Here is a 16,697-nt window from a genome sequence, read left to right as displayed (position 1 = left end):
TTCTCCCACTTCATCCACGGGAGGCGGTTTGAAGGTGGTCGCCGCCTCCACCTGGGAGGCGGGGTTCGCCAAGGCCGCAGGCGCGACCGACATCACGGTGATCGTCCCACCCGGCGTGCACCACGCCGCCGACTACGACCCCAAGCCGTCGGATCTGGCGAAAGTGGCCGAGGCCGACGTGGTGCTGTACGCCGCCTTCGAGGGCTTCGCCGGCAAGCTCAAGGAGGCCGCCGGGTCCAAGGCCAAGCTGATCGAGGTCTCCCTGGACAACGCCCCCGACAAGGTCAAGGCCGAGGTGCGGCGCCTGGGCGGTGAGTTCGGCACCGCCCAGGCCGCCGAGGCGTGGACCGCGGCCTTCGACACCGAGTACACCGCGTTGAAGGAGAAGGTCACCGCTGCCACCAAGGGCACCGCGCCGGTGATCGTCTCGCAGGCGTTCGTGGTCTGGGCCGCCGACCTGGCCGGCGCCCAGCCGGCCGGGGTGTTCGGCCCGCAGCCGCCCACCGCCGGCCAGATCTCCGAGCTGGCCGGCAAGAAGCCCCAACTGGTGCTCGACAACTCCGCCATGCCCGGCGGGGACGCCCTTGCGGGTGTCGAGGCCAAGCGTGTGGTCATCAACAACTTCCCCGACCAGGGGCTGGATCTGCTCGCCGTGTACCGGGCAGGCGCCGACGCGCTGACCGCGGCCCTGGGCTGACCGATCGTGCGGGGCGGTTCCGTACGAGCCGCCCCGCCACCCCTTTTTTCTGGAAGGAGGCACGTGGACGTTCCCGTGCTCATCGTCGGCGGCGGACCGGTCGGCCTGTGCGCGTCGATCGCGCTGTCCGGGTTCGGGGTGCCCTCGCTGCTCGTCGAGCGGCATGCGGCCACCTCGGCCTTCCCCAAGGGGCGAGCGCTCAGCATCCGCACCATGGAGGTGCTGCGCCGCTACGGCCTGGAGGAGGCCGTGCTGGCCGCCGGAGTGCCCCGCGAGGAGAGCCTGCACTTCTTCTTCGGCACCTCCCTGACCTGCGCCGATCACATCCGTAACAGCAACCTGCCCGACCCGGCGCGGGCGGCCTTCAGCCCTGCCTTCACCGCGGTCTGCTCCCAAGACGTGCTGGAGCCGCTGCTGCGTGAGCACGCCGAGTCGCTCGGCCCCGGCTGGGTGCACTTCGGCCAGGAACTGATCGCGCTGGAGCAGGATGAGCGGGGGGTGACCGCGTGGCTGCGCGACGCCGACGGACAGACATCGACCCTCCGTACCGCCTATGTCATCGCCGCCGACGGCGCCGGCAGTTTCGTACGGCGCGAGCTTGGCATCGCCATGTCCGGCGACCTCGCCCTCAGCCGCAATCTCAACATCCTGTTCGAAGCCGACCTGCGCCCACACCTCGCCGACCGGCTCAGCCTGATCTACACCATCGCCAATCCCGCACTGACCGGCACGTTCATGACGGTGGACAACCGGCGCCGATGGCTGTTCAACCTCGTCCACGACCCCGCGCGCCGCGCGGTCGACGACCTGACCCCCCGCGACTGCGCTGATCTGATCCACGAGGCGGCGGCCGTACCGGATCTCGACATCGACGTGATCGCGACACAGGAGTGGACCGCCGCCGCGTTGCTGGCCGACCGTTACCGGGCAGGTCGGGTGTTCCTGGCCGGGGACGCGGCACATCCCATGACTCCCTACGGCGGATTCGGGATGAACTGCGGCATCCAGGACGCCGACAACCTCGCCTGGAAACTCGCCGCCGTCCTGCAGGGCTGGGCGGGGCCCGAACTGCTCGACTCCTACGAGGCCGAGCGGCGCCCCGTCGGGGCCGACACCGTCACCCAGAGCCGTCGCAGCCTGCTCGCGACTCTGGAATCCACCGCCGTCCTTTCGGGCGTGGACGGGCCCCGGCCGTGCTCGCGCCCCAGCGACGGACTCGTCTTGGGCTATGCCTACGACGGCCCCGGCGCGGCGGTTGTCCCCGACGGCACATCGCCCCCCGACCTGCCGGATCCGGTCTGCGCCTACCGGCCCTCGGCCCGCCCGGGACATCGTCTTCCCCACCTGTGGACGCGCCCTGAGGGGCGCGAGATCTCCACGCTCGACCTTGTCGGCACCGGCTTCACCCTGCTCACCGGGCCGGGCGGAGCCCCCTGGCGAGAGTCGGTGCCCCAGGGTGTACCCCTGCTGGTGCATGTGGGCGACGCGGACATCGCCACCGCCTGTGGGATCGAGGCCGACGGCGCCGTCCTCGTCCGTCCCGACGACCACGTCGCCTGGCGATGCCCCTGGCTGCCGGATCGTCCGGAGCAGGCCGTCGCCCAGGCGCTGGCCACGGTACTCAGCAGGTGAAGGGGCTGATCACTCCGGTGAGGGTCGCCAGACCCACGGCCAGGAAGAAGTCGCCCCACACCAGTTCGTGGCGGGTGGCCACGCCGTGGTCGATGTCGTAGCACCCGTTCAGGAGGCGGCCGTCGCGCAGGTGCGCGGTAACCAGTTCGCGCAGCACGGCGGTGGCCCGCTCCCGCAGCCGGGCCGCTGTCTGCGGGCAGGTCGCGGAGGCTCGCGCGGCCAGCTTGAGGGCGGCCACGGCCTCGATCGCGGCGGCCGAGGTATCGGGTGGTCCGCCGGGACGTGCCAGGGGGACGGCGGGCGAGGTCGCCGCGAACCGGGCGGCCACCCGGGGATGACTCAGCAACTTCCGTCGCTCTGCCTCGTCGCCGGCGTCGGCGACCGCCAGGGACAGCCAGGCCGCCGTACGACTCCAGCCGGGCGCCGGATCGGAATGGTGCGCCCAGGTACCATCCGGCCGCGCCCGCCAGGCCGGGCGCGGCTCCCGCTCCCCCGTCGTCAGCCCGAGCTGCAGTTCGAGCTGATTCCGGGCGGCTGTGATCCCGCCGGGCCCTTGCAGGCGCAGGAGTTGCAGGAGGCCGGGCAGCCCGTCGACCCGAGCCACCTCGCGGGGACCGCCGAACGCCTCCCCCCAGGGCACCAACCCGAGCCCGGAGTCGTAGGCGTCCAGGCAGGCGCGGGCCGCGCGGTCGCGAAGCGCCGCCGCCGCGGTGTCCCCACCCGCGACGCCGAACGCGGTGCCGTACCAGAAGATCAGGCCCCGGGTCGCGGTGTCGGCCTCGATCCAGGGGCCGAGCAGCGCGGTGCGGCCGGTCGCGGCGGCCCGGTCGGCGGGATCACCGCTCATGATCGCCCGCAACCAGAGCAGGCCCGCCCAGAAACCACCGGTCCATGACCCGCGGGCGGTGGTCGTCCAACGGCCGGAGCCGGGGTCTGCGTGTAGCGGCCACCGCCCGGCCACTTCGGTTTCGGTTGTCCCTGCCCGAACTAAAAGCTCCACCAGCGCTTTCTGCGCCCAGATCATCGGCGCGCTCCGGCCCGGAACCGCAGCGGTGCCGCGACGGCGGCAGCGGCGGCGAACTCGGCGGCCACCAGCACCCAGCCCGGCCCGTACCCCATGAGCTCGACGAGGATCGCGAACAGTGGCGGCCCGGCGGCGAAGCCGGCGAAGAAGCCCGCCGAGACGAGCCCGGAGGCACGACCGGCGCTACGAGGGTCGGCACGCTTGATCACCGCGACCATCGTGACCGCGTTGCCCGCGACGGCAAAAGCGCCGACGGCCGCCGCCCCGGCCCAGACCAGAAAGGGAGCCGACGAGGCCGCCGCGAGCAGCAGGGCGGCCCCGCACGCTCCCGCCGCGAGGGGGGCCAGAAGCACTTCGGACCGGCCCAGACGGCCGGCCCGCCGCGACCACCCGACCCGGCCCACCACCCCGGTGACGCCCAGCGCGGCGATCAACCATGCCGCCACGACCGGCCCCAATCCCAGCCGCTCCACCCCGAACAGCGCGAGGTAGGTGTTCACCGCGGCGATCCCGCACCCCAGCAGGAAGGAGAACAGCGCCAGCCGGCCGACGCGGGTGCGCGGCCTGTCCAGGGCGGGCGGCGCCTGCGCGAGGCCGGGGTCGGGCGGCAGCGCGCGAAGGGCCCAGCAGGCGATGAGGACGGCGAGCGCGGCGGCCGTCCACACCGAACCACGCCATCCCATCCAGGCGGCGAGCGCCGCCAGCGGCAGTCCCGCCGCGAAGGCGCCGAGCTGCACCCCGGACTGCTTCCAGCCGGTGACCGCGCCGCGCCTGGCCGGTTCGACCACAGCCATGATGATCTTGTTGGTCGCGGGGTTGGCCAGCGCCTGCGGCAGCCCGCCCAGGGCCACCGCCGCCAGCAGGACGAACGTGTTCGAGGCGGCGCCGATCAGGGCCAGCGCCACCGCGGCCAGCAGCAGCAGGGCGACCAGGCAGCGACGGGCGCCCAGCCGGTCCACCCAGCGACCGGCGGTGAGCGACAACAGCGCGGCGACCCCGAACCCGGCGGTCGTGGTCAGGCCGATCGCCGTACGGGAGATACCCGCCTCCCCGACCAGCCGCGGGCCGAGCGCACCGATCAGGAAGAGCTGAAGCATCGACACCCCCATGGCCGCGGTGAGCAGGACGGTCACCCACCGTTCCCCGGCCGTGACGCGCCCGGAGCGTACCGGTCCTTCCAGCCGCATCGCGGCCTCCTTCCACTCGCGGCGTCCTCGCGACGACCGCGCTCCAGACAGTCGCACGCGGGCCCGCCGAGGTTCCCACAAGAGCGGGCGCGATGACGCGACCCGCACGAGAAGCCGTCCGGCCGCCGCACGCGCCGCGTCCTCGCGGCCCACCTCCCCGGCTCCTGTGGCCGCCCCGCCCCTGTGCCCCTGTCTCCTCCACCAGCCCGTCAGGGGCCACGCATCTCCGGACCGTGTATCCGTTCTGCACCGCGACCCAAGGAACGATCATCATGAGTTCTGTCACGCGCGACCACCGCGCATCCGACCATGACACCCCCGCATGCTCTGACGAGCATCTGACGGTGCTCGCACTGGCCGCGCGCGGAGGAGCGCCCGCGGACGTCGAGGCCTTCACCCGTGCGGTCTACACCGATGTGAGCAGGTTCATCGCCTACCTGGCCGGGACCCCGTCGGCGGAGGACCTGACCCAGGAGACGTTCGTGCGGGTCCTGGGGAGCCTGCCCCGCTTCGCCGGCCGCTCGTCGGCCCGGACCTGGCTGCTGTCCATCGCCCGGAGGGTCGTCGTCGACCGGTTCCGATCGGCGTCCCGCCGCCCCAGGATCGCCGATCTCGCCGACTGGCAAGCCGCCGCCGAACGATGTCAGCCTCGCGGGCTACCGGGACGCGAGGACGGGGTGGCCCTGGCCGACCTGCTGGCCAAGGTGCCGCACGAGCGGCGTGAGGCCTTCGTGCTCACCCAGGTCGTCGGCATGCCCTACGCCGAGGCCGCCTTGTTGATCGGCTGTCCGATCGGCACGGTGCGCTCCCGGGTCGCGCGAGCCCGCACCCAGCTCATCGAATCGCTGGAGGCCGCCGACCGGGCAGCCTGAAAGAGAGTCCTTCCCGGGCCGAAGTCGCCTCCGGCCCGGGAGGGCTCACGCCGATTCGCGGTGTCCGCCGAGCAGGAGATCGCGCAGCGCGTCCCGATCGGGCTTGCCCGCCGGGGTCAGCGGCAGCTCCTTCACCAGCAGCAGCCGTTCGGGGTGCTTGCCCCGCTCAAGCCCCCGCTGGAGCAGGTGGGAGGAGAGGCCCGCGAGGTCGGGGGCGCCGGGGGTAGCGCCGGGGCGTGGCACCACGCAGGCCGCCAGCCGCTCTCCCATCACCGGGTCGGGAACGCCCAGGCATACCACTTCGCGCACCTCAGGGTGAGTCGCCAGGGCGTGCTCCACCTCGGCCAGGCTGATGTTGGCGCCGCCGCGGATGACGACATGCTTGAGCCTGCCCATCAGGCGCAGCCGCCCGTCGGCGTCGATCACCCCCAGGTCGCCGGTGCGGACCCAGCCGTCGGCCGTGCGGTAGCGCTGGTTCAGCTCCGGCGCGCCGACGTAGCACATCGGGGTCATCGGGCCGCGCGCGATGATCTCACCGAACCTCTCCCCGTCCGGAGGCGGGGCGATACGGATCTCCGTCACCCGGGGGTCGGGCAGGCCCACCACCACACCGGGGCCGGGATCGCCCGCCGTGGCCGGGCGGAACCCGCTGTGACAGTTCACCCCGTCGGCGGAGCCGTACAGGTTGACCACCGGGCAGCCGAACGCCTGGCCCGCCTCGGCCGCCGTGGCCGCGTCCAGCTCGGCGCCACCCAGCACCAGAGCCGTCATAGGCGGCGTCGGTCCGGCGTCCGGTTGGTCGAGCATCATGCGGATCATGGTCGGTACGGCCAGCACGTGGGTGGGTCGATGCTCACGGATCGCGGCCAGCGCGGCTCGGGGGGAGAAATGGTCCAGGAGCACCAGGCAGCCGCCGTGCCTGGCCAGGGTGACGGCGGTGCCGTTGCTGCCGAAGGCCGAAGCCAGCGGGATCAGAAACAGGCAGCGCGGCGTGCTCCCGCCGGGAATGAGGGTGGCCATGAAGTTGCCCCGCCCCCCGGCGAGCGCGTTGTGGGAGTAGGCGACCATCTTGGGTTCTGACTCCGATCCGGAGGAGACCAGGATGCGGGCCGCGCCGTCGGGGTCGGGTCTGGCCGGGACGAAGGCGCCGCCGTCGGCGCGCAGCACCTCACTCCAGGCGACGCTGCCCGGCGGGGGCTCCTGCGGACCGGCGGCGATCACCGCCCGCAGGCCCGGCAGGCCGTCGGCGGCGGCCACCAGCTCGCGGGCGTGGGCGGTGCCCCGGTGGTCGACGGCGGCGATGACGGCCCGTGCGCCGGAGCGGCCCAGCAGGGAGACGGCCTCGGCCGCGCCCCGCCCCGCGGGGAACGGCAGCGCCACCGCGCCGAGCGCCGCCACCGCCAGATCCGCCACGACCGCGTCGCGGCCGTTGGGCAGCTGAACGCCGACGACGTCGCCCTCGCAGACGCCGAGCCCGCGCAGCCCGGCCGCCGCCGCCCGGGCCAGGCGGTCCAGTTCGGCGTAGGTGAGCTCGCCCGCCGTGTCGATCACCGCGACCTGGTCCGGGGTCGCCAGGCGGCGGGCGCGGAACAGAGCGTACAGGTCGAGATCCGGGCAGGTGCCATCGGCGGCCCACCGGCGTCTCAGCGCGACGGGTACCAGGTCGTCCAGGTGCAAGGTCATGCGAACCTCCAGGGAGCGGGTACGGCCAGGGCCCCGTGCTCGTCACGGGTGAGGGCGGATGCGAAACGCGGGTCGGCGGGCAGGGCGTCCAGGGCGGTCGTCACGGTGGTGGCCCCCAGCCCTCGGCTCCGGAGCCAGGCGAGGGCCTCGGCCGAGGTCATCTCGGTGATTTCCGTGATTTCGGTGACCTCGCTCAGCGAGGCCGCGCCCACCTGCCCGGCTCGCACCTGCCCGGTTCGGCCGTCGGCGACGGCCACCCAGCCATCCGCCGTCCTCAGGGGGCGGCGAAAACCCTGCGGAGCGCGGGGACCGCCGCCCTCGGCGGCCCGGCGCAACGCGGGCTCGGTGAGCACCTCGGCCGCGCCCAGCAGCGAGGAGTCCACCCGCACCCCGTGGCCGTCGCGCTCGCGCAGCAGGAGCCCGGCGAGCACCGCCTCGGCGCCGAGCAGGCCGCCGAGAACATCGAGCAGCGTCATCAGCGACGGCGCGGCCGGCTCACCGGCGGGCCGCACGGCCTCGCCCACACCGGTGCGGGCCTGGACCATGAAGTCGGTTCCCAGCGGGACGTCGGCCAACCGCCCGGCCCAGCCGCTGGTGTAGGCGTAGACCAGCCCGGGGTTGACCGCCGACAGGTCGCCGTCGTCCAGGCCGAGACGTTCGGCCGTGCCCGGGGCCCAGTTGTGCACGAAGACGTCCGCGTCCGCGACCAGGTCGCGTAGCCCGGCTCGGCCCGCGGCCGACTTGATGTCGATCTCCACCGCGCGTTTGCCCCGGTTGAGCGCCAGCCACCGGGCCGACAGATCACCGCACATGGGGGGCATGCCGCGCAGCGGATCCCCGCCGGGCGGCTCGATCCGTACCACGTCCGCGCCGAGCAGGCCCAGCAGGTAGGCGGTCAGCGGCGCCTGGATCCGCCGCCCGGCCTCCAGGACCGTGAGCCCGGCCAGCGGGCGGGCGATCTCGGCCGTTGCATCCCGCGAGAGCGGCCCGCAAACCGGGAGAAGCGGCGACAGCTGCCAGGGCGCCGCCGGGCGAGGTTCGGTCAGGCGGTCGGCTAGGGACCGCAGCGCGCACACCAAGGCCCCCGACTCCTTCGCGGCGTGCCGCACGTCCTCCCAGTCCGCCGCGCGAGCCCGCGCGTGCAGTTCCTCGGGAAGCGGACAGCAGGCCGTGGCATAACGGAACTGGAAAGACCTCCACGCCGACCCGGCGAGACGCTCAGCCACCCCCAACACCTGCCAGAAAGCCAACCAGGCGGTCGGATCGAGGGTCTCGACCTCGAAGCACACACCGTCGGCCGTGGTGAAGGGCGGCCCACCGGGCGCGAACGGCACCGCCTCCTCCTCTCCGGCCGTGGCGGCGGCCAGGTACTGGCCGACGGCGAGCAACCCGGCCAGGTCCACGCCGGTTCGCACGGTCTCGGCCGCACAGCCGCGGGCACGGCCGATCAACGCGGCCAGGAGTCCCTGAACGGCCAGCACCGAGCAGGCGGTCGTCAGGTAGTCGGCGGCCAGGCCACGCGGCTCGCCGTCGCGGCGGCCGTGCACGTGGGCGACCCCGGTCGCGGCCTGCGCGGTGGCCTCGTCGCTCACCTCGTCCTCCGGGGCGAGGTCGGCCCAGACGATTTCGGCGGTGAGCGGGCGCCCGCCCGCACCGCTGAGCGACACGATCCCGGGGCCGTCCGAGGCGGCCGATCCGAGGTCGGCGGCGCCCAGCAGAACCAGATGGCGGGCGGCGACGGCGGTGAGGGCAGGTGGCCCCACCGCCCGCAGGCCGAGGCCGTCGAGCGGGTGCGCCGCTGCGACGGTGACGGGGTGTGCCATGGCTCTCCTCTCCCGCGGGGTGACCGCGAGTCGTGCCTGACGCGAACGGGAACTCGGCGGCGCATCTACGCGACCTGTTCCACAGCAGGAAGTCGGATGAATTTTTCAATCAGTTCCCGACATGTCTGGAGTTGGAATGTCACAGCAGGCCGTCACCACGACCGGCACTGAACTGTCCGCCGGGGACACCTGGGGGGCGCCCACCTGCCCGCCGCAGGTGCTCGCGCTGCGCGAGCGGGTGGCCGGATTCGTCCGCGAGCAGGTCATGCCACATGAGAGGGAACTGGATTCCGGCGGCGCGCCCGCACGCGAACTCCTCGCCCGGCTCAGGCACCGGGCACGCGCCGAAGGGCTGTGGGGACTGCCGCTGCCGGTAGAGCTGGGCGGCGCGGGCCTGTCACTGACGGAGTACGCGCACGTGGCGGAGGCCGAGGGTGCGAGCGATCACGGTCCGGGCGTGCTCGGTTCCACCGCGCTGCTGGACGTGACGACCCTGACCGGACACGCCGAGCCCGCCGTACGCGATCTCTACCTGTCCCGGGTGGCGAGCGGGCGGCTGACCATGTGCAACGCGATGACCGAGCCGGACGCGCCCGGCTCAGAGCCCTGCCTCACCGCCACCCGGGCCGTACAAGAGCCCGACGGCTCCTGGACGGTCCACGGACGCAAATGGTTCGTCACCGGCGCGGGCGACGCGGACCTGGCCGCCGTGCTCGCCCGCACCTCCGGCGCCCCACCCTCCACGACCGGCCTGTCCCTGCTGCTCGTGCCCACCTCCACACCCGGCTTCCGGGTAATCCGTGAACTGCCGATCCTCGGCGTGGGCGGCCAATGGGAGATCACCTTGGACGCGGTCACCGTCCCACCCGGCCATCTCCTCGGGGAGCCCGGGCGGGGGCTGCGCGTGGTCGCCGAACGGGTGCGGCTCGGCCGCCTGCTGCGCTGCCTGCGCTGGCTCGGCCAGGCCGAACGCGCCTTCACCCTCATGCGCGAGCGAGCCCGCTCACGACCGACGGCCTCGGGACGACTCGCCGACCTTCAACTCGTCCAAGCGCTCGTCTTCGACGCCCTGCTCGCGATCAGGACCACCCGCCCGCTGGTGTTCGAGGCCGTGGCCCTGGTGGAGGCGGGGCTGGACGCCAGGGTCGAGACCGGCCTGGCGAAGGTGGCCACCGCCCGGATGCTGCAACAGGTCACCGACGCGGCCATCCAGGTCCACGGGGCGGCCGGGCTGGGCCCCGGCACCCCGCTGCCCGCCCTGTTCCGTACCGGCCGGATGGCCCGTCTTCTCGACGGCCCCGACGAACTGCACGTCAGCGCGGTGGCCCGCCGAATTCTCGGGTGAACCTCGTTCGTGGAAGGCGTCATGAGTGCGCGTCAGGCAATCTGGAATCCGGCCCGCTCGACGACGTCGCGAACCGCGGCATCGTCGACAGCGTTATTCCAGGTCACATCCATCCTGCCGGTGGGCAGATCGATCGCGACCTCGGTCACTCCTGGCACGTCATATGCCTTCCTGGTCAGCGAGGCGACACAGTTCTCACAGTTCATGCCCTGCACCACGTACGTGTTCGCGCCCATGACTCTCTCAATCGATCAGGAGTGACAGTGCCCATCAGTCCGGCATAGCAACAAACCGCCGAACGGACATCACCCTGAGGTACGGCTGATCAGACGGCCGGGTTCGATCCTCTTTCCGGCCCCGGGAAGGGTGGCATCAGGATCCGGAACCGCCGAAGGGCCGCGCGGTCATCGCCACGCGGTCTCTCATCTCATGAGTCGGATACGCGCCCGGAGAAGTTCCCACGAGTTTCGCGGCTGATCCGACAGGCTCGACGAGACCTGACGCGCCGGCCGGTTCCCGGGGCCTGCCGTGGCTTGAAAGGGCCGGGAGAAACGTCGGGTGCCGGAACCATAGTGGCCACGGCCGGGGCCAGGGAACAGACCAGCGCGCAGGCCACGAGTTCATCGATGGCACGCGCCACGTCGCATCCGGCTCTCATCGGGCTGACGGCTATCCAGCTGCCGCAGATAAACCCCCGAGAGCGGGCCAATACTGGCCACGCACGACCTCACACCTCTCGGAATCCATAGAAAAAACCCACAAGGACATCAATGATCAGGGCTGATGCGCTCGCATGTCCCCGGTGACAGCAGCCTTATCGACACCCAGGTTCGCGTCGGCGCATGGGCTGGGCTCGGAAAGCGAGGGTTCCATCACCTTTGAGATCACCTACCGAGTTTTAACATTCGATCGTAATCACGGCCACGGAAGATGGGACAGCACATGGAACATCAGATGGAAGTGATGAGCGACGAGGACGCGGTCCTCGCCCATGAAAGCCCCGAGTACCGTACGGCGCCTCCCGAGCACACCCACCGGACACTCCCCCCGCAAAGCCCGCCCCCGCACGGGGAGTCGGCGCTGCCCGCGCCGGGAATGGGACGCGACCCCGGCTACGACATCCCCGGCACGGCCTCCTCCTCAGGCCTGGCCCGGGGAGCGGACTGGAAGACGACCTCCCTGGCGGACATCTCCTGGTGCTCGGCCCGCTGGCAGGACTTGCGCCAACTGTGCAACATCTGCTTCACCGCGACCAACCACGACAACATCGCCTATATCGACCGGTACGACACCCACGAGCTGTGCAAGTACATCTACGACCGCATCCCTGAGCTCATCCGCCGCTACCCGGCCGCCACCTCCTTCGGAGGATGCCTGGACAAGCCCTACCCCTGGCAACTGTCCACCGACAGCGCCCTGGGCCCGACCACGATCACCTATACCGTCAGCCATACCCTGGAGCACTCTGAGAGCGTCACCGAAGGATGGGCCATCGGCGGCAGCGCCGGTTTCAACCTCGGCCCGCTCGGCGGATCGGTCAGCACCGAGTACTCCCACAGCCGCACCAACACCACCACCTGGAGCAGAACCGGCTCCACCTCCTCAGACTTCGGCGTGGAGGCGGGGCACTACGGGCGCATCGACGTATTCGCCACCGCCGGCCTCTACAACGGCTACCTGTTCTTCTCCACCGCCACGCTGCCCACCCACCCCGGCGACGGCAGGCGCTGCTTCGACATCGGCAGCAGGCACATTCTCACCTCGTACGCCCACTACTGCTTTCCCGTGAAGAAAGCCCTGATGAAGTCCCCCAACTCCCCCTCCCCGCTGGTGCGGATCGGACAGCCCTGGCGCAGCGGCACCACCCCGCCCGCCACCGAATTGCCCAACTCCATCCCCAGGCATCAGCACACCTGACCGCTGAGGCGCACATGCGCGGCGAACACACGATCCACCGGCAGCCGTGGGCGACCACAGATCACTGTTCTCGGCAATGACCTCACCGGTCGATAGGTCCAGCCCGTAAACCGGCGGCCGCCGACTGGCGGGGAACCGTCCGCTCCAGCACCTCGTCCCTCCTCTGCCCTGAGGAGCAGGACACCATGAGCAACACCACAGCGCAGACCGTGGAGATCGTTACAAACGACTTCCAGCACGAGGACCTCAAAGGTGCCGCCCGGGCCCGTGGCGGGGCCGGGAACAGGGGCGGCACCCGGAGCTGTCAGGATGTGGGCCATGACCTCCACGGTGTCGGCGCTGCGCGTGCCGCGAGCCCTCGTCTTCGCGACGTTGTGCATCGCGGTCACCGGCGGCGGCCATGCCCTGGCGGGCGGTGGCCTCGTGCCCCCGCACCTGGCCCTGGCGGGTATGGCGTTCGCCTTCGCCCTGGCCTACGCGCTCAATGCCCGCGAGCGGGGGCTGGGAGTCGTCCTGACGGCCACCGCCACCAGCCAGATCCTGTTGCACGAGGTGTTCTCCCGGGCCGTACCGGTCCCGGCGGCCTCTGCCGAGCACCACCACGTGGGTCTGGGCATGATCCTGGCGCATCTGACTGTGGCACTGCTGACCGGCTGGTGGTTGCACCGCGGTGAGAGCGCGCTGTGGCTGATGATCCGCCTGCATGGCATGCCCATGCCGGTGATCCGGCCGCTGTTCGTCCTCCCCGCCAAGGTCCCGCGGTTCTGGCAGGTCATACCGGCGGCCGATGAGCACCCCCGCGGAGGCTGGGAGACCGCCCCGGTCCCGCGTCGACGAGGGCCCCCGGCCTCGCGACCCGCCGGCTGACCGACGCGCACGCTCCAGGGTGATCCGCGCCGACGCGCGGACCGAGAGGTCCCGAAGAGTTCCGGGTCGCCGGCACGCCTCTGTGACCAGACGCACGCCCATGCGGGGCCGCGTCCGCATACCCGCGCCCCGCGGTGTCAACCGCAGCCGGGTCTCTCCTGGAGTTCGTCATGGCAGTCCTGCCACCACCTGTCGTCAAGGGCGCCCTGATCGCCCTGTTTTGCTCGCCGTTCATCCTGTTCTCCGCGCCCGCCACACCGGCACATGGCCTCACCGGCAACGGCTCGCCTGCGCCGAGTGCTACCGCGTCCGCCCCACCGACCACTCCCCCGACCGGCTCGACAGGCCAGGTGGTGCCCTCGCTGACCGCCTCCGCCGGCCCCGCTGCCACGATCGACGACCGGGAGAGCACCTCGGGCGCGTCGGCGTTGCTGCTGGTCGGGTTCAGCACGATCGCGCTCATCAGTCTGGCCATGTTCCTGCTGACCCTGCGCCGGGAACGGCCCGACAACACCCGGTGACCCGACCGGCATGTTTTAGAGCGGTTCCACGGCAGGCCGTCGTGGGGCCCGGCATGGTCGTTCATCACATCGGAGCTGAAATGACATACCGCTTCACCAAAGAGAACACCGCCGAACCACCTGACAACCTCTGGGGAGAACCCATATGCCCGCCCGGGGTCGTCTCTCTGCGCGACCGCGTGAGCGAGTTCGTCCGCGCCCAGGTCGTGCCGCACGAGGAGAGACTGAACGGAGGTGGTTCTTCAGCCAGAGCGGCATCGGACCACCTGGCGGCCGAGGCCAAGGCCGCTGGGCTGTGGGGACTGCCGCTCCCCGCCGAACTGGGCGGCGGCGGGCTCCTGTTCACGGAGTACGCCCACCTAGCCGAGGCGGAGGGCGCGAGCGAGCACGGACCGGCCACGCTGGGATCGGTGACCCTGCCGGATGTGACAACGCTGGGCGAGCACGCGGCGCCCGCCGTACTCGATCACTACCTGGACGGGATCATCGACGGCCGGCTGCGCGTATGCGACGCACACGACCGACGCAATGTCACGAACGACCCCGAACCCCATGCGCCGCGCGCGGTACGAGCAAGCGACGGCTCCTGGGAACTGTATGGCAGGGCATGGCTCGCCACGGACGCCGACCTGATACTGGTGCCGGCCGGGATCGACGGCCCGCAGCCGGACCATCAGGGGACGTCGCTGTTTCTTCTACCCGCCGCGGCACCTGCCATTGGGGCCGCCGGGAGGCTGCGGGAAGCGACCGCGGACAGGTGGCGCACGCTCATCCTGGACGGTGTCACCGTCCCCGCCGACCACCTGATCGGACGGCCCGGTAAAGGTCGGCGTGTGCTGACCCAGCGCTCGCGGCTGGCGACGCTGCTGCACTGTTTACATGGGCTGGGCAGAGCCGAACAGGCTCTGATGCGCATGTGCGAGCGCGTCCGTTCGGGATCCGGGAAGACACGAGGCCGGCTCGATCTCTTCCAGGTTCACGGGCAGGTATTCGACATGTTCCTGGCGATTCGGACCACCCGGCCGGTGGTGTTCGAGGCCGTCGCCCGGATGGAGGCGGGCCTGGACACTCGGCTGGAGACCGGATTGGCCAAGGTCGCCACCGCCCGCATGCTCCAGCAGGTCACCCGCGGCGCAGCTCAGATTCATTCCGCGCTGGATTGCGGTGCCCCACCGTCGCAGATGCCGGCCACCGGCCGCCCGGCCTGTCTTCCCGGGGCTCCGGAGGAATCGCATCTCGCGACGGTCTCCCAGCTTCTCGGATGACCTTTACGAACCTGCGGAGCCGACATTCCCCAAAATGATCAATGTTTTCTTCCCTCGGCGAGGATTCATGGGGCCACTGCCGATCGTTTCGTGGCCTCGGCGGGCCTCAGTGCTAGAGACGGCCCTGGCGGCATGGGATGATTACCGCACCATGCCCGCGACTTTGCCCTTCCGCCTCGCCCGCGCTGCCACCTTCGCCGCGGTCTGCCTGGGGCTGGGCGTGCTGGCGCACCTCCTCGCGGGTGGTTCGGTCTCCGCGCCGGTCTCGGCCACCGCCCTGGCCCTCGCCTTCGGCGTGGGCCTCGCGGTGTCGGGGCGCGAGCGCACGCTCGTGGTGATCCTGCCGCTGCTGGCGGGTGTGCAGGCCGGGCTGCATGTGCTGTTCTCCCTCTCCCACGTTGCGTCCCCGGCCGAGATGATCGGGCATGTCCACTCGGGGTTGCTGCCCGGTCTGGGCATGCTGGTGGGGCACGGGTGGGCCGTGGGGCTGACCGCACTGTGGTTGGCGCGTGGCGAGGCGGTGCTGTGGGCGCTGCTCCGTCGGCTGGGCGTGCGGCTGTGCCGCGTGCTCGTCATGCTCGTGACCCCGGCGTACGTTTCCCTTCTCAGCGCAGGCACGATCGAGCCGGGCGTGCTCCGCCCCGCCGTGTTGCGCCACGCCGTCAGCCGGCGTGGTCCTCCCTGGATCGTCACCGCCACCTCCGGCTGACCTCCCAGGTCACCCGGGCCATCACCCATTCCCAAGCCCGCCCGCGCGGGCCCGCGCGGCTCCGAGCCGTCGCCACGGTGGCGGTCCGGCCCGAGCCCGACCCCGCGACCAACACGTGTCGGCGCGGCTCTCCGGCTGCCCGGCGGACCGAATTCGCGTGACGATATCCCGCTGCCCGTCCGGCATGACCGTATCGAGACGGCGTTTCGCCGAGGCCTGCCCGGCTCGGCCCGAAGAAAGGCATCAAGCATGTTCGCTCGTCGTATCACCCCTGCCGCGATCCTCGTCGCGGCGGCACTGACCTTGTCCGGGTGCGGTTCCCAGGCCGCCACGGTGCCGGTCGCGGCGCCGAGTCCGGTCGTGCCCTCCGCGACACCCTCTTCCGCCGCTCCCGCGTTGACGATCACCGATCCGTGGGTGAAGACCGCCAAGAAGGGGATGAGCGCCGCCTTCGGCACCCTGGTCAACAACACCGACGCCGAGGTGACGGTCCTCTCCGCCACCTCGCCGATCTCGCCGATGATCGAGCTGCACGAGGTCGTCGACTCCAAGGGAAAGATGATCATGAGGCCTAAGGAGGGCGGGATCGTGATCCCCGCGAGGGGCACCCACCAGCTCCAGCCGGGCGGCGACCACATCATGCTGATGGGCGTCACCGAAGCGGTGAAGCCCGGCGCGCAGATCCCCTTCACCCTCAACCTCAAGGACGGCAAGACCGTGGAGTTCACCGCGGTCGGCAAGGACTTCGCCGGAGGCCAGGAAGAGTACCAGCCCGGAATGGACACGGAAGGGGACAAAGCCGACAAGGATGACAAGGGGATGGACACCGGCGAGAGCCACGGCTGAGCGAAAAACGGAGTGAAACCCATGCCAAACCCCCGAATCAGCCGTAGGGGACTGCTCGCGGGAGGCGCCGCCACCGCGGCCGGCGCCCTCGCCGCGTGCGCTCCCGACCAGGCCGCCTCCCCGGCCACCCCCCGGCCGGCCCCGGCCGTCCCCGCCTCCGGCGGTTCCGCGGTGGAACCCTTCGACGGGGTCCACCAGGCGGGGATCGCGACCGTGCCACAGGCGTACGGGGTGTTCGTCGGCCTTGACCTGCTGCCGGGCACCGACCGCGAGGCGCTGGGGCGGATGATGCGGCTGCTCACCGACGAC

The 16,697-nt window shown here is 71.6% G+C and carries 15 protein-coding genes and 1 pseudogene; 11 read left to right on the top strand and 5 right to left on the bottom strand.

Annotation, left to right across the window (positions count from 1 at the left end; translation table 11 throughout):
- The first annotated feature begins 34 nt into the window (after nt 1–34).
- Both AB0K21_RS21085 and AB0K21_RS21080 read left to right on the top strand, forming a co-directional pair.
- Nucleotides 35–697, top strand: coding sequence for a zinc ABC transporter substrate-binding protein (locus tag AB0K21_RS21085; RefSeq protein WP_364152722.1), 663 nt, complete (start codon nt 35–37; stop codon nt 695–697).
- A gap of 63 nt (nt 698–760) precedes the next feature.
- Nucleotides 761–2,329, top strand: a complete 1,569-nt coding sequence (locus AB0K21_RS21080) for an FAD-dependent monooxygenase (protein WP_364152056.1) — start codon at nt 761–763, stop codon at nt 2,327–2,329.
- Here AB0K21_RS21080 and AB0K21_RS21075 read toward each other — a convergent pair.
- The gene (locus tag AB0K21_RS21075; protein ID WP_364152053.1) at nt 2,319–3,176 is read right to left on the bottom strand and encodes a hypothetical protein; all 858 of its coding nucleotides are present in this window, start codon (nt 3,174–3,176) and stop codon (nt 2,319–2,321) included. The two genes, AB0K21_RS21080 and AB0K21_RS21075, sit on opposite strands and share 11 nt — an antisense overlap.
- 173 nt (nt 3,177–3,349) lie before the next feature.
- A complete protein-coding gene (locus AB0K21_RS21070; RefSeq protein WP_364152050.1) occupies nt 3,350–4,540 on the bottom strand; it encodes an MFS transporter in 1,191 nt (396 codons plus the stop codon).
- A 272-nt stretch (nt 4,541–4,812) separates the two neighbouring features.
- On the opposite strand from AB0K21_RS21070, the gene AB0K21_RS21065 reads away from it, so the two are divergent.
- Nucleotides 4,813–5,412, top strand: coding sequence for a sigma-70 family RNA polymerase sigma factor (locus AB0K21_RS21065; RefSeq protein WP_364152047.1), 600 nt, complete (start codon nt 4,813–4,815; stop codon nt 5,410–5,412).
- A gap of 45 nt (nt 5,413–5,457) precedes the next feature.
- Here the strand turns inward: AB0K21_RS21065 and AB0K21_RS21060 are convergent, their stop codons facing one another.
- Both AB0K21_RS21060 and AB0K21_RS21055 read right to left on the bottom strand, forming a co-directional pair.
- Nucleotides 5,458–7,095 carry a class I adenylate-forming enzyme family protein gene (locus tag AB0K21_RS21060; RefSeq protein ID WP_364152044.1) on the bottom strand — a complete coding sequence of 546 codons (1,638 nt, stop codon included), beginning with the start codon at nt 7,093–7,095 and terminating at the stop codon, nt 5,458–5,460.
- Nucleotides 7,092–8,918, bottom strand: coding sequence for a CoA transferase (locus tag AB0K21_RS21055; protein ID WP_364152041.1), 1,827 nt, complete (start codon nt 8,916–8,918; stop codon nt 7,092–7,094). Before AB0K21_RS21055 ends, AB0K21_RS21060 begins: the two co-directional genes overlap by 4 nt.
- Nucleotides 8,919–9,054: 136 nt before the next feature.
- Between AB0K21_RS21055 and AB0K21_RS21050 the strand changes: the two genes are divergently transcribed.
- Nucleotides 9,055–10,263 carry an acyl-CoA dehydrogenase family protein gene (locus tag AB0K21_RS21050; RefSeq protein WP_364152038.1) on the top strand — a complete coding sequence of 403 codons (1,209 nt, stop codon included), beginning with the start codon at nt 9,055–9,057 and terminating at the stop codon, nt 10,261–10,263.
- A 32-nt stretch (nt 10,264–10,295) separates the two neighbouring features.
- Here AB0K21_RS21050 and AB0K21_RS21045 read toward each other — a convergent pair whose 3' ends face one another.
- The gene (locus AB0K21_RS21045) at nt 10,296–10,499 is read right to left on the bottom strand and encodes a heavy metal-associated domain-containing protein (protein ID WP_364152035.1); all 204 of its coding nucleotides are present in this window, start codon (nt 10,497–10,499) and stop codon (nt 10,296–10,298) included.
- Nucleotides 10,500–11,217: 718 nt separating this feature from the next.
- On the opposite strand from AB0K21_RS21045, the gene AB0K21_RS21040 reads away from it, so the two are divergent.
- The 7 genes and pseudogenes from AB0K21_RS21040 to AB0K21_RS21010 all read left to right on the top strand — a co-directional run.
- A complete protein-coding gene (locus AB0K21_RS21040) occupies nt 11,218–12,180 on the top strand; it encodes a hypothetical protein (protein ID WP_364152032.1) in 963 nt (320 codons plus the stop codon).
- A gap of 318 nt (nt 12,181–12,498) precedes the next feature.
- Entirely contained in the window at nt 12,499–13,047 is a 549-nt protein-coding gene (locus AB0K21_RS21035; protein WP_364152029.1) for a hypothetical protein, read from the top strand.
- A gap of 170 nt (nt 13,048–13,217) precedes the next feature.
- Nucleotides 13,218–13,568 carry a hypothetical protein gene (locus AB0K21_RS21030; RefSeq protein ID WP_364152026.1) on the top strand — a complete coding sequence of 117 codons (351 nt, stop codon included), beginning with the start codon at nt 13,218–13,220 and terminating at the stop codon, nt 13,566–13,568.
- Between the two features lie 179 nt (nt 13,569–13,747).
- Nucleotides 13,748–14,833 carry an acyl-CoA dehydrogenase family protein gene (locus AB0K21_RS21025; protein ID WP_364152023.1) on the top strand — a complete coding sequence of 362 codons (1,086 nt, stop codon included), beginning with the start codon at nt 13,748–13,750 and terminating at the stop codon, nt 14,831–14,833.
- A 151-nt stretch (nt 14,834–14,984) separates the two neighbouring features.
- On the top strand, nt 14,985–15,542 hold the full coding sequence (locus AB0K21_RS21020; RefSeq protein WP_364152020.1) for an MFS transporter: 558 nt from the start codon (nt 14,985–14,987) through the stop codon (nt 15,540–15,542).
- A 249-nt stretch (nt 15,543–15,791) separates the two neighbouring features.
- Nucleotides 15,792–16,388: a copper chaperone PCu(A)C gene (locus tag AB0K21_RS21015; RefSeq protein WP_364152017.1), complete on the top strand. Its 597-nt coding sequence runs from the start codon at nt 15,792–15,794 to the stop codon at nt 16,386–16,388.
- A 21-nt stretch (nt 16,389–16,409) separates the two neighbouring features.
- Nucleotides 16,410–16,697 (top strand): annotated as a pseudogene (locus AB0K21_RS21010) (peroxidase); the annotation flags it as partial.

It is taken from the genome of Streptosporangium sp. NPDC049248 (assembly GCF_040678965.1).
Taxonomy (GTDB): Bacteria; Actinomycetota; Actinomycetes; order Streptosporangiales; family Streptosporangiaceae; genus Streptosporangium; species Streptosporangium fukuiense.
This window is presented reverse-complemented; position numbering and strand designations above follow the sequence as displayed.